The 12,127-nt window shown below is 60.8% G+C and carries 9 protein-coding genes; 5 read left to right on the top strand and 4 right to left on the bottom strand.

Annotated elements, in window-relative coordinates:
* The first annotated feature begins 87 nt into the window (after positions 1–87).
* The gene (locus ABSE61_RS07795; protein WP_423870507.1) at positions 88–627 is read left to right on the top strand and encodes a GFA family protein; all 540 of its coding nucleotides are present in this window, start codon (positions 88–90) and stop codon (positions 625–627) included.
* Between the two features lie 112 nt (positions 628–739).
* On the opposite strand, the gene ABSE61_RS07800 is transcribed toward ABSE61_RS07795, so the two are convergent.
* Together ABSE61_RS07800 and ABSE61_RS07805 are read right to left on the bottom strand one after the other, a co-directional pair.
* Positions 740–1,621 (bottom strand): c-type cytochrome, encoded by an 882-nt coding sequence (locus ABSE61_RS07800; RefSeq protein ID WP_423870508.1) that lies wholly within the window; start codon positions 1,619–1,621, stop codon positions 740–742.
* Positions 1,618–3,453, bottom strand: coding sequence for a pyrroloquinoline quinone-dependent dehydrogenase (locus ABSE61_RS07805; RefSeq protein ID WP_423870509.1), 1,836 nt, complete (start codon positions 3,451–3,453; stop codon positions 1,618–1,620). Before ABSE61_RS07805 ends, ABSE61_RS07800 begins: the two co-directional genes overlap by 4 nt.
* A gap of 365 nt (positions 3,454–3,818) precedes the next feature.
* On the opposite strand from ABSE61_RS07805, the gene ABSE61_RS07810 reads away from it, so the two are divergent.
* The gene (locus tag ABSE61_RS07810) at positions 3,819–5,480 is read left to right on the top strand and encodes a thiamine pyrophosphate-binding protein (RefSeq protein WP_423870510.1); all 1,662 of its coding nucleotides are present in this window, start codon (positions 3,819–3,821) and stop codon (positions 5,478–5,480) included.
* A gap of 152 nt (positions 5,481–5,632) precedes the next feature.
* On the opposite strand, the gene ABSE61_RS07815 is transcribed toward ABSE61_RS07810, so the two are convergent.
* Complete coding sequence (locus tag ABSE61_RS07815; RefSeq protein ID WP_423870511.1) at positions 5,633–7,000, bottom strand: LLM class flavin-dependent oxidoreductase; 1,368 nt, start codon at positions 6,998–7,000, stop codon at positions 5,633–5,635.
* A 64-nt stretch (positions 7,001–7,064) separates the two neighbouring features.
* Positions 7,065–7,691, bottom strand: a complete 627-nt coding sequence (locus ABSE61_RS07820; protein ID WP_423870512.1) for a carboxymuconolactone decarboxylase family protein — start codon at positions 7,689–7,691, stop codon at positions 7,065–7,067.
* 473 nt (positions 7,692–8,164) lie between these two features.
* On the opposite strand from ABSE61_RS07820, the gene ABSE61_RS07825 reads away from it, so the two are divergent.
* From ABSE61_RS07825 to ABSE61_RS07835, 3 genes are all read left to right on the top strand, one after another.
* The gene (locus ABSE61_RS07825) at positions 8,165–9,556 is read left to right on the top strand and encodes a M20 family metallopeptidase (RefSeq protein ID WP_423870513.1); all 1,392 of its coding nucleotides are present in this window, start codon (positions 8,165–8,167) and stop codon (positions 9,554–9,556) included.
* A gap of 12 nt (positions 9,557–9,568) precedes the next feature.
* Positions 9,569–10,867 carry an MFS transporter gene (locus ABSE61_RS07830; protein ID WP_423870514.1) on the top strand — a complete coding sequence of 433 codons (1,299 nt, stop codon included), beginning with the start codon at positions 9,569–9,571 and terminating at the stop codon, positions 10,865–10,867.
* Positions 10,868–11,181: 314 nt separating this feature from the next.
* The gene (locus tag ABSE61_RS07835; protein ID WP_423870515.1) at positions 11,182–12,099 is read left to right on the top strand and encodes an amino acid ABC transporter substrate-binding protein; all 918 of its coding nucleotides are present in this window, start codon (positions 11,182–11,184) and stop codon (positions 12,097–12,099) included.
* Positions 12,100–12,127: the final 28 nt, after the last annotated feature.

The following is a 12,127-nucleotide window of genomic DNA, read 5'->3' on the forward strand; positions in this document are numbered from 1 at the left end:
CATTCCGGCTCTGGTGCTCAGCGCAAAATTGGACTTCAATTTTGTCGCTTCGCATCATCCCGGAATGACGGTATCGGGATTGCGCAAATGTCAAAACCAACCAAAGCCGCAGGCGTCGCCAAGGGCCAATGCCTCTGCGGCACTATTTCGTTCGAGATCGACGTGCCGGCGCGCTGGGCCTGGCACGATCATTCCGTGGCAAGCAGGAAGGCGCATGGCGCGGCCTATGCGACCTATGTCGGAAGCTGGCGCAAGCGCTTTCGCGTGACGAGCGGCGAGAACGACATCGCGCATTTCGAAGACACGACGACCAAAACCAAGCGCAGCTTTTGCAGGCGTTGCGGCACGCCGCTGATTTACGAACGTGCGCGCTCGCCGCATATGCTCAACATTCCCCGCGCGCTGTTCTCCGGTCGCACCGGCCGGCGACCGCTCTATCACGTCGCGATCGAGGAGTTGCAGGAGTGGACCTATGCCGGCGAGCCACTGGTGCCGCTGAAAGGTTTTCCCGGCGTGGTCTGGCATCGCGGGAAGAAGAAGCCTCGTGGAGTGGATTTGACATTCGCTCTCCACCCAGCCCGATCTCGCTTAGCGAATGTCAAATCCAAAACTCCACGACAAACCTGATTTGGTTAGTGGTCCTTTGATTCTAACATTCGCAAAGTGCCCACCGAGACAGGATGCGAATGTTAGAATCGGACCACTAACAATAATCGCGAGGGGATGTTCTGACCGCGGTTTACTTGCCGCGTTGCAGGCTCAGCTTCTGCTGTGAGGCCGTATCGGGCGGCAGCTCTTTATCACCCTTGGGGTAGTCGTTGTTATCCAGCAGGAAGGAAGCAAGATCGGCATAGCTCTGATCGGTGAGGCTGCCCGGCCGGTCCGGCGGCATCTTTGCCTTCATGTAGGCCACCAAAGCCGCGACCGAGCCGCCGCCCCAGTGCTGCTTGAAATATTTTCCGTTCAGCGGCGCGCCGCCGAACTCGCCGTTATCCAGTGTATCGCCGTGGCACTGGACGCAGCGATCTGAATAGATGTCGGAGCCGCGCGTCACCTGACCCGCCGTGAAGCTGACGGGCGCCGTTCCGCCCGCGCCATTGGGTGTTGCGGCGGTGGCGGTCGCTGTTGCAGGCGCGCCGGACCGCAGCGCATAGACCTGCGTCGAAGTGAGTTCTGGCGTACGTAACACCTTGATCTCGTCTGACGTGAAAGGCTTGAAGTCGGATGGCAGCGACTTGCCATTGTCCCAGGCCTTGCTGACGTAGTTGAGCACGTCAGCAATATCGTTATCGCTTAAGGTGCTCCAGGCCGGCATCGCGCCGGCGAAAGCGTTGCCGTTGACGTTGATCTCGCCCTCGAGACCAAACAGCAGCACCTTTCCGACATAGGTGCGGCCGTCCGCCCGCTTCAACAGCTCGGGAACATGCCCGGCCAGCGGCGGAAAGGCCGCAGGCACCCCTGTGCCGCCCGCCTGATGGCAGGCGACACAGTTGGCCGCATAAACCCGCGATCCCGCATCCGTGGCTCCCGCACCGGTTTGGGCATGTACGGGAAGTGCCGCCGCCAGCAAGACTGTGGCGGTGGCAATCGGGACCAAGCGCGAGAAGCGTCGTTGCATCATTTACTTTCGGGCAGTGCGTACACGAACAACGCCGAGCCGCCATCGGGGACGGCGATCTCCGGCGTCAGCGTGGCGAGCGAACGCGCGTGGCTCGATCCGTTGCCGACCGCAACCGCAACATATTGCTTGCCCTTTACCGAGTAGGTGATCGGGAAGGAGTTGACGATGTTGGAGGCACGCATCTGCCACAGAATCTTGCCGGTCTTGTCGTCATAGGCGCGGAAGTAACGGTCCAGCGCGCCAGCAAACACCAGGCCGCCGCCGGTCGCAAGCGCCGCACCGGTCTGCGGTGCACGGGTGCGATCGGACCACACGGCCTTCTGTGTAAACAGGTCGACGCCGTCCACGCGGCCGATCTTGCCGTCGCTGTTCGGCACCTGTCCGCGCGCGAAGATCGCGCGGCTGCCGCCGGTGTAGCTCTTGCCTTCCTCGATCGGAACCGGGGTCGTGTCGGAGCAATACTCGTTCAGCGGGATGTAGAGCATGTGCGTACGCGGGCTGTAGGCCGTGGCCGGCCAGCCGCGGCTGCCGGGATCGGCCGGGCAGTTGGTGGTGGTCTGGCCGATATGCGGCACGGCAGCCTGGTTGATGGTCTTTTCGCCGGTCTTCGGATCGATCGCCGAGACAACGTTCTGGTACACCGTTTGTTTCGACCACAGCCACTGGCCGTTGGTGCGATCGAGCACCTCGATGATGCCGAGCTTGCCGACCGTCACCATGGCTTTACGTATTTTGCCGTCGACAGGAATGTCGACCAGCACGCGCTCATAGGCGTAGTCGAGATCCCACGTGTCGTTCTTCAAGTGCTGATAGTACCACTTCAGCTTGCCCGTATGAGGGTCCAGCGCCAGCGTCGCGTCGGTATACAAGGCGTCGTTGTTGGCGCCTTCCTTTTTCGGCAACAGGCCGCCGATTTCGGCGATGTGCGGATAGGGTTGGCCGACGCCCAGGAAGAGCGTGTCGGTATCCGGATCGTAGGTGCCCGAATTCCAGGTCGAGGCGCCGAAGCGTTTTTCCAGCGGCAACCCGTTCCAGCTGTCGCCGCCGGGCTCGCCGGGCTGTGCGATGGTGTGGAAGCGCCAGAGCTCCTTGCCGTCGTTGATGTCGTGACCCGTGACGAAACAACCGCCGGGCATCGCGTTGCCGCAGCCGGACATGCCCTGCACAATGACGTTCGAGGCGACCAGCGGGCCACCGGTATAGCGCCAACCCTTCTTGTAATCCTCGGTCTCGTGGTCCCAGATCACCTTGCCGGTCTTGGTGTCCAGCGCGATGATATGCGCATCGGAGGTCGCAACGATCAGCTTGTCGTCGACCATCGCCATATTGCGCTTGGCGGCGTTGTTGCCATTCTGACGCGGGATTTCGACGGCGATATCACGCTTGTACTCCCACAGCAGATCGCCATTGGTGGCGTCGAGCGCCTGCACCTTGTCGAGCCAGTTATAGAGGAAGAGCACGCCGTCATGGACCAGCGGCGTGGTCTCGGTGGCGCCTGGCGTCATCGCCCAGCTCCAGGCCACCGTCAGGTTCTTCACATTGTCGGCGTTGATTTGTTTCAGCGGGCTGAAGCCCCAGCCGTCGTACGTGCGGCGCCACATCAGCCAGTCGTTGTCCGGCGGATTGAGCAGCATCTTCGCCGGCACCGGGGTCAGCGCGCGCAGCGCGGCGTCGTTCTTCGGCGGGGTTACCTGAGGCTTGCCGTTTGTGACCGGCGCAGCTGGGACTTGCGCAAAGGCTGGGGACACGCCCAGCGTACCCGTAGCGAGTGCAGTGGCGAGAAATAATCGTTCAATCAGCTTTGCAACCGGCTTGTGTGTCGGCGTGTTCATTTAGATCTCCCTATATTGATTATTGGCGGAGGAATGCGGTCGGTGGGGTTCAGCCGTTATATCCATACGAATATGACAAATCGCGCATAAGTCTAACCGATTGCAGCTGTGCAGGGCTGCCATGAAGCCGCTTTCTTGCCTCGGACAAGCAAAGTTGATCATGATGGCGGGAAGCTTCGATTCCGAAGTTTGCAAATAACAGCGGCAACCTCTGGTGCGAACTTCGGCAGCAAAGGAGCTCCGGTAGATGGCGGTTTTGAGTAGCGGCTATGAACTTGACGTTCCTATAACAAACTTGCGGCGCCATCGATAGCAACTTCAAATTCGACGCATGACGACGGCAAAAGCCGCGAGCGAGAGGAAACATGAAAAATCGTATCACCGGGCGTTCGGCGTTCCTGGCCCTGCTCAAGGACGAGGGCATTACGCATCTGTTCGGCAATCCCGGCACCACCGAACTGCCGATCATGCATGCGCTGAAGGAACACCCCGATCTCACCTATGTGATGGCGATGCAGGAAAGCCTCGTCGTCGCGATCGCCGATGGCTACAGCCGCGCCTCCGGCCGCCTCGTTGCCTGCAACGTCCATGTCGCGCCCGGATTGGGCAATGCGATGGGCTCGCTCTACAACGCACAATTCACCGGCACGCCGATGATCCTGACCGCCGGCCAGCAGGAGCAGGGCCACGGGCTGATGGAGCCGTTGCTGTATGGCCCGCTGGTGCGGATGGCCGAGCCACTGGTGAAATGGGCGGTCGAGGTGACGCGGCTGGAAGATCTGCCGCGGATCGTGCGCCGCGCCGCTAAGATCGCGACCACGCCGCCGACCGGACCTGTCTTCATTTCGCTGCCGGGCGATATCCTGAATTCCGAGGCCGGTATCGAACTCGGCCGCTCGACCCGCGTCGATACCCGCGTCCAACCTTCCGACGAGGCCTTGCAGGCGCTGGTCGCGCGCATCCTCAAAGCCGAGCGGCCGGTTATCATTGCCGGCGATGAGATCGTGAAAAGCGATGCATTGCTGGAAGCGGCGGCGCTTGCGGAGGCGCTCGGCTGTCCGGCGTTTCAGCAATCGGTGGCATACGGGGCGCATTTCCTGTCGGAGAGCCCGTGTTTCATGGGCGCGCTGTCACGGTCGCAACCGCAGGTGCGCGACGTGCTTGCGCCTTACGATCTCCTGATCGTGCTCGGCGCTGACCCATTAAGAATGTCGGTGCACAGCGAGGTCGATCCGTTGCCGGAGGGACTGCCGATCGTGCAGGTCGGCCTCGTGGAATGGGACCTCGCCAAGAATTACGGCGCGGAGATCGCGCTGAAAGCCGATGTGAGGGAGACCTTGCGGGCGCTGGTTCCGGCGCTAAAGGCCAAAGGCGGGTCGGCGCTGGAGACGCGGGCCGAAAAGGGTATTGCCGCGTTGTCGTCGACCAATTGGTCCGCACGCCGCGCCACGCTGGTCGAACAATTGACGAAGCGGAGCGACCGCGCGCCGATAGACCCGGACTATCTGACCTTGCAGATGGTCGAGGCGCTGCCGGATAACGCCATCGTGGTCGACGAAGGTTTGACCTCTTCGCGTCAGATGCTCTCGCTGCGTCCGCATCGCGATCGTTACGGCTATCATGCGCTGGCCTCGGGCGGCATCGGATGGGGATTGCCGGCGTCCGTCGGCGTCGGCATCGCCAATCCCGACCGCCCGGTGGTGTGCTTCTCCGGTGATGGCAGCGCGATGTATTCGATCCAGTCGCTCTGGACCGCGGCGCATCACAAGCTGCCGCTGAACGTGGTGATTGCCAACAATGGCGGCTATCGCATCATCAAGCAGCGGCTGCTCGCCTTCCATGGCGACGATAATTATATCGGGATGGATTTTGCCGATCCGCCGGTGGATTTTTCAGGCCTCGCCAAATCTCTGGGGTTGGAGGCGATACGGATCACTAACCCTGCGGACCTGAAATCCACGCTGGCCTCGGCGTTCAACCGGCCCGGCACGAAGCTGATTGAAGTGATGGTCGACGGGACGGTTTGAGAGACGTTGTCATTCCGGGGCGATGCGAAGCATCGAGCCCGGAATCCATCGGGCCGCAGAGTTCGTTGAGGAATGGATTCCGGGTCTGCTCCTTCGGACCATCCCGGAATGACGAAATCTAAATAGCTACACAATGAAAGCGGTCGTCTACGTCACCTAGGCCTGAACTGCGCAGCCGTATGCGTTGCATCGAGCCGCGCGCGGCCGGCGCCGAACAGCTTTTCCCGCAACGTACCTTCGCGGTACGCCGTCTTGTAGCGCCCGCGCCGCGTCAGTTCCGGCACCAGCATCTCGGTGATGTCAGCGAAATCGCCGGGTGAAATCGCAAACGGCATGTTCAGCCCGTCGACGTCGGTCTGATCGAACCAGGCCTCGATGGCGTCGGCGGCCTTTTCCGGCGTGCCGACCACCACGGGTCCGATGCCTCCAATGCCGACGTGTTGCGCGACCTCGCGCACGGTCCACACCCGGTCCGGATCGGCACGGGTGATGTTGTCCATCGCCGTGCGGCCCGCATCGTTCTCAACATGCCGCACCTGCTGATCGAGATCGTAAGTGGAGAAGTCGACGCCGGTCCAGCCCGACATCAGCGTCAGTGCGCCTTCAGTGCTGACATGGCTGCGGTAGTCCTCATATTTAGCTTTAGCCTCGGCGTCAGTCTTGCCGAGGATCACGGTAAACATCGAGAACATCAAAATCTCGCTCCCGTTGCGCCCGGCTTTGGCAGCGAGTTCGCGAATGCCCGCCACGCGCGGCGCGATGATTTTCGCCGACGGCCCCGACATGAAGACGCATTCGGCGTGTTGTGCCGCGAACTGGCGACCGCGTGGTGAGGTGCCGGCCTGATAGAGCACGGGGGTGCGTTGTGGCGAGGGCTCGCAGAGATGGATGGCGTCGAGGCGAAAATTCTTGCCCTCGTGCTGGACGCGATGCACCTTCTTTGGGTCGGCAAAGATGCCGCGCGCGCGGTCACGCAGTGCCGCGTCGTTTTCCCAACTGCCTTCCCAGAGCTTGTAGACCACTTCCATATATTCGTCAGCGATGTCGTAGCGGTCGTCATGCCCGGTCTGCTTGTCCTTGCCGGCGCCTTTCGCCGCGCTGTCGAGATAGCCGGTGACGACGTTCCACCCCACACGCCCTTCGGTCAGGTGATCAAGCGTCGACATCCGGCGGGCGAACGTGTAGGGCGGCTCATAGGACAGGTTGGACGTCACGCCGAAACCTAGATGTTCGGTCACCGCGGCCATCGCCGGGATCACCAGCAGGGGATCGTTGGTCGGCGTCTGCGCGGCGTTGCGCAGGGCGGCATCGGGGCTGTTGCCGAACACGTCGTAGACGCCGAGCACGTCGGCCAGAAACAGACCGTCGAACCGTCCGCGCTCCAGTGTCTTGGCGAGATCGAGCCAGTAGGGCAGGCGGTTATAGTCGGCGGTGCGGTCGCGCGGGTGGGTCCACAGTCCCGGCGATTGATGCGCGACGCAATTCATCGCGAACGCGTTGAGCCGGATTTCTTTCTTCATGGGGAGATGACTTTCAAAGGCGCTTTCGCGCGGGCTTTGTGGCCCGCGCGATTTTAGAGAGAAGTTACTGACCGGCCTGCTTGAATGGCATCTCGGCCTCTGCCGGCGGTTTGACGCGGGCGACGTTGAGCGTCATGGAGACCACATCGTAATAGCCGTTGACCGCGACCAGATCGATGATGCCCGCCTCGCCGAACTTCTCCAGCGCGCGTGCGTAGATCGCGTCGTCGACGCTGTGGTCGCGGCGTAATTGCGTGGTGAACTCCCAGACGATAGCTTCGTCGTCCTTCATGTTTTCGGGCTTCCGGCCGGCGCCAATCGCGGCGAGCACCTTAGGATCGAGGCCAGCTTTGAGCGCCAGCGGCGCGTGGGCGTACCATTCATACTGCGCGCCCCAGGCTTGCGCGGTCATCAGGATCGCCATCTCGTTGATACGTTTGTCGAGTGAGGTGTTGAAGCGGACATATTCGCCGACTTTTTGCAGCCGGTCCGCTAGGATCGGGCTGCGAAGCCAGGCGTTGAAAGGACCGCTCATCCGGCCCCTCGGCCCGGTCATGATGGCCTCGGCAATGCTGCGCTGAGCCGGTGTCATCGTTTCCAGCGTCATTTCCGGCATGCGTTCGCCGGTCAGGGCAAATGCGGAACCTGCAAATAAGAGGCTTACGGTTGCAAGGCGCAGAACGGCTTTCATGGAGCTCTCCCTTGGTTGGCTCGATCGGATGCCGGGCCATTTTTCAAATTGTGACATTCCTAGAGCTCCGATTTCAAAGTTCGCAAGCCCCCGAGGTAACTTCTCATGCGAACTTTGAAATCAAAGGAGCTCTAGCAATTTACTAGTTTCTAGTGCGGCTTCGAATTTGAAGTTCCTATAACGAACTCGCGGCAAAATTGATAGGAACTTCAAATTCGCCGCACTAGTCTTAGCAAAGTGCCTTCCAGCCGCCTGGTGGTCCGATTCTAACATTCGCACCCACTTCTCAGCGACCGCTTTGCGAATGTTAGAATCGTAGGACCACCAGCAAAAATAAGCAGTGGAGTTTACGATTTGACATTCGCTTTCCGGATTCGCAGCTAGATTGGTAGCGAATGTCAAATCGACTCCACTGCCTTATCCCGCTAACGTGACCATTGAAACGCCAACGTCAAACTTGCGAATAAAATCCCATGACCAGAGCCGATGCCATCGCCCGTGCCCACATCATGCTGCGTTCGGGAGAATTTCTTGAGCAACTCGATCGCAGGGTCGCCTATCAGACCGAAAGTCAGAACCCCGAGCAGCGCGACGCGTTGCGGGCCTATCTCACTGACGACCTTCAGCCGGCTTTCGCCAACATGGATTTCTCGACCAAGCTGATCGAGTCGCCCGCCGGCAAAGGTCCCTATCTTCTGGCCGAATACCGCGAGAGCGCCTCGGCGCCGACCGTCCTGATCTACGGCCATGGCGATGTGGTCGACGGCATGGCGGGCGAATGGCGGGACAACCTCGACCCCTGGCGCACGACCCAGGTCGGCAACCGGGTCTACGGGCGAGGCACCGCTGACAACAAAGGCCAGCACAGCATCAACATGACGGCGTTGCGCGCCGTGCGCGAGAGCCGCGGCGGCAAGCTTGGTTTCAATGTCAAATTCATCATCGAGACCGGCGAGGAGATTGGCTCACCCGATTTGCCGGAAGTGTGCCGGCAGCTGCGCGACGAGTTGAAAGCCGATCTGCTGCTCGCTTCCGACGGCCCAAGGCTATCCGCCGAGCGACCGACGCTGTTCCTCGGATGCCGGGGCGGCATCCGCATTCATCTCGATGTGAACTTGCGCGCGGGCGGCCATCATTCCGGCAATTGGGGTGGCGTCCTGGCCAACCCTGCGACCATTCTGGCCAACGCCATCTCATGCCTCGTCGATGGCCATGGCCGCTTGCTGCTCGAACAGTTGAAGCCGCCGCGACTGTCGAATCAGGTCCGCGCGGCGCTGGCCGACGTCGAGGTTAGGCCTACGGCGGATGAGCCGGCGCTGTCGGAAAACTGGGGCGAGGATGGCTTGTCGGCAGCCGAGCGGCTGTATGCCTGGAACACGTTAGAGGTGCTGGCGATGTCGTCGGGGAATATCGAAAAGCCCGCCAATGCGATACCCGGACGCGCGTCGGCGGTCCTGCAACTGCGCTTCGTCGTCGGCACCAAGGTCGACAATATCGCTGACGTGATCCGCTCGCATTTGCACGCCCGCGGCTTCTCGATGGTTGGGGTTGAGGCGACGCAGCGCTTTGCCGCCTCGCGCACCGATTTCGACAGCCCCTGGATCAACTGGACGGCGGAGTCGATCCGCAAGACCACAGGCAAGGCGCCGGCCGTGTTGCCGAATTTCGGCGGCTCGCTGCCCAACGACGTCTTTACCGATATTCTAAAACTGCCGACGCTGTGGGTGCCGCACTCCTATCCCGGATGTTCGCAGCACGCACCCGACGAGCACATTTTGCTGTCAGTCACGGAAGAGGCGCTCGGCATCATGGCCGGCCTGTTCTGGGACTTCGGCGAGATGAAACAGCCTTTGGCCCGTGCTTAAGAAAGTGATCGCATGAGCGTTTCGGCACCGGCGGCAATAACCGAAGCGGCAAAGGCCGGCAGTGAAAAGAGCATCGCGCGGCTCATTGTGGCGACGTCGATCGGCAATGCGCTCGAGTGGTACGACATCACGATCTACGGTTATTTCGCCATCTACGTGTCCAAGGCGTTCTTTCCGAACGACGACCAGACGACATCGCTGCTGCTGACGTTCGGAACGTTCGGGCTCGCTTACCTTGCCCGCCCCATCGGCGGCGTTGTGCTCGGCGCCTATGCCGACCGTCACGGCCGCAAAGCCTCTCTACTAATCTCCATCGTTCTGATGACGCTGGGGACGCTCATGGTCGCCGTGATGCCGACGTATGGCACGATCGGCATTCTGGCGCCGATTGCGGTTTTGCTCGCGCGTTTGGTGCAGGGATTTTCGGCCGGCGGCGAATTCGGAAGCTCAACGGCGTTTCTGGTCGAACATCGCCCCGGGCAGCGCGGCTTTATCGCCAGCTGGCAATTTGCCAGCCAGGGCCTGAGCAACCTGCTCGCATCCGCCTTCGGCGTCGGCCTCACCGCCTGGATGGCGCCGGCGGACCTGACCGCATGGGGCTGGCGCATTCCGTTTTTGTTCGGGGTCCTGATTGGGCCGATCGGCATCTACATCCGCAACCACCTGGAAGATGCCACCGCACCGCCGGCCGCGCAGAGCTCGCCGGTGAGAGAAGTTTTCCTCCACCAGAAATCGCGGGTGCTGCTCGGCATCGGCGCGCTCGCGATCTCGACCGCGGTCAACTACCTGATCATCTACATGCCGACCTATGTCGTCAAAAACTTCAACTTGCCGCCGATCACCGGTTACACCGCGACCTTTGTCGGTGGCATCATGGTCACGTTGCTGACGCCTTTTGCGGGAATGGCTTCCGACCGGATCGGCCGGACGCGGCACATGATCACGGTCAATATTTTTCTTCTGCTTTCGATTTTTCCGGTTTTTCTCCTGATCACCAATTATCCGAGGCGGGCCGTCATCGTCTTTGCCGTGTTCTGGCTGTCGACGCTGAAGGCGCTCTATTACGGCCCGCTCGCGGCGTTGATGTCGGAACTGTTGCCGCCGGCGACACGGGCCACGGGGCTGGGGCTCGGCTATAATATCGGTGTCACATTGTTCGGCGGCATGGGGCCGGCCACCATGACGTGGCTCGGCGGCTTTGCCCTGATCGGCGATCTCGCGCCTGGATATTACCTGACGGCGGTTGGCATCCTGAGCCTGGGGACGCTGTTAACCATCCACGCCACGTCGGCGGCTTCCAGCAAGGCGTGACTAGTGTGGCGACACTGACGTTCCTTCCGGTGCCGCCGCGAGTTCTTTGAAGGAACGTCAGTGTCAAAGCCACACTAGAATCATATGGGTTGCTAGTGTCCCGGTTCTGACATTCGTAATCGTGCTCGCCGCGATATGGTACGAATGTCAGAACCGGGACACTAGTTGTGGCGCATGCGCGCTTTTCCCGCCAAAGGTCGGCTTGCGACCTCCTGACGTTCAGACCATAAGATAGGGCAAGAAGACAGGGAAAGGCGCGCCCGCCATCGACTGGCGCGCCAACAGTTTCACGTCGGACAAAGGAGCATTTTTTTATGAAACCAACGCTTATCGCAGGCGCAGCCTTGGCCCTGGCGCTTTCGGCGTGGCCGGTATCTGCACAGGAATTGACGGGGACGCTGAAGAACATCAAGGAGACCGGCGCGATCACGCTCGGCTACCGCGACTCCTCGATCCCGTTCTCTTATCTCGACGACAACCAAAAGCCCGTCGGCTACGCCATGGACATCTGCTACAAGATCGTCGATGCCGTGAAGAAGGAACTCAAGCTCGACAAGCTCGAGGTCAAGCTCAATCCGGTCACGTCCGCCACCCGTATCCCGCTGATGGCCAATGGCACCGTCGACCTGGAATGCGGTTCGACCACCAACAATGCCGAGCGGCAGAAGCAGGTCTGGTTCACCAATACCCACTTTCTGACCGCCAGCCGCTTCGTCTCCAAGAAGGCGAACAACATCAAGTCGATCGACGACCTCAAGGGCAAGTCGGTGGTCTCGACCTCCGGCACCACCAACATCAAGCAGCTCAACGAAGCCAATGCCGCGCGCAGTCTCGGCATCAACATCATTCCGGCGAAAGATCACGCCGAGGCGTTTCTGATGGTGGAAAGCGACCGCGCGGTGGCGTTCGTGATGGACGACATTCTGCTCGCGAGCTTTGTGGCGAGTTCGAAGGACCCGGACGCTTACGTGATTTCCACCGACGCGTTCTCCAAGCCCGAACCCTACGGCATCATGGTGCGCAAGGACGACGAGCCCTTCAAGAAGGTGGTCGATGCGGCTACCGCCGCACTCTATCAGAGCGGCGAGGGCGCCAAGATCTACACCAAGTGGTTCATGGAAAAGATTCCGCCGAAGGGCCTCAATCTCAAAGTGCCGTTGGGTGCGGAACTTAAAGGTGAATTTGCCAAGCCATCGGATTCGCCGGATCCGGATTCCTACAAGGCGATGTGAAGCGGTTATTGTTTGCGCATGATCTCCG

Origin of the sequence: Bradyrhizobium sp. (genome assembly GCF_049519115.1) — a bacterium.
GTDB lineage: Bacteria > Pseudomonadota > Alphaproteobacteria > Rhizobiales > Xanthobacteraceae > Bradyrhizobium.

Excerpts from the sequence above, each read along its gene's own strand:
- ABSE61_RS07805 (WP_423870509.1), bottom strand. The coding sequence starts at position 3,453 with ATGAACACGCCGACACACAAGCCGGTTGCAAAGCTGATTGAACGATTA.
- ABSE61_RS07800 (WP_423870508.1), bottom strand. The coding sequence starts at position 1,621 with ATGATGCAACGACGCTTCTCGCGCTTGGTCCCGATTGCCACCGCCACA.
- ABSE61_RS07810 (WP_423870510.1), top strand. The coding sequence starts at position 3,819 with ATGAAAAATCGTATCACCGGGCGTTCGGCGTTCCTGGCCCTGCTCAAG.
- ABSE61_RS07835 (WP_423870515.1), top strand. The coding sequence starts at position 11,182 with ATGAAACCAACGCTTATCGCAGGCGCAGCCTTGGCCCTGGCGCTTTCG.
- ABSE61_RS07825 (WP_423870513.1), top strand. The coding sequence starts at position 8,165 with ATGACCAGAGCCGATGCCATCGCCCGTGCCCACATCATGCTGCGTTCG.
- ABSE61_RS07820 (WP_423870512.1), bottom strand. The coding sequence starts at position 7,691 with ATGAAAGCCGTTCTGCGCCTTGCAACCGTAAGCCTCTTATTTGCAGGT.
- ABSE61_RS07830 (WP_423870514.1), top strand. The coding sequence starts at position 9,569 with ATGAGCGTTTCGGCACCGGCGGCAATAACCGAAGCGGCAAAGGCCGGC.
- ABSE61_RS07815 (WP_423870511.1), bottom strand. The coding sequence starts at position 7,000 with ATGAAGAAAGAAATCCGGCTCAACGCGTTCGCGATGAATTGCGTCGCG.
- ABSE61_RS07795 (WP_423870507.1), top strand. The coding sequence starts at position 88 with ATGTCAAAACCAACCAAAGCCGCAGGCGTCGCCAAGGGCCAATGCCTC.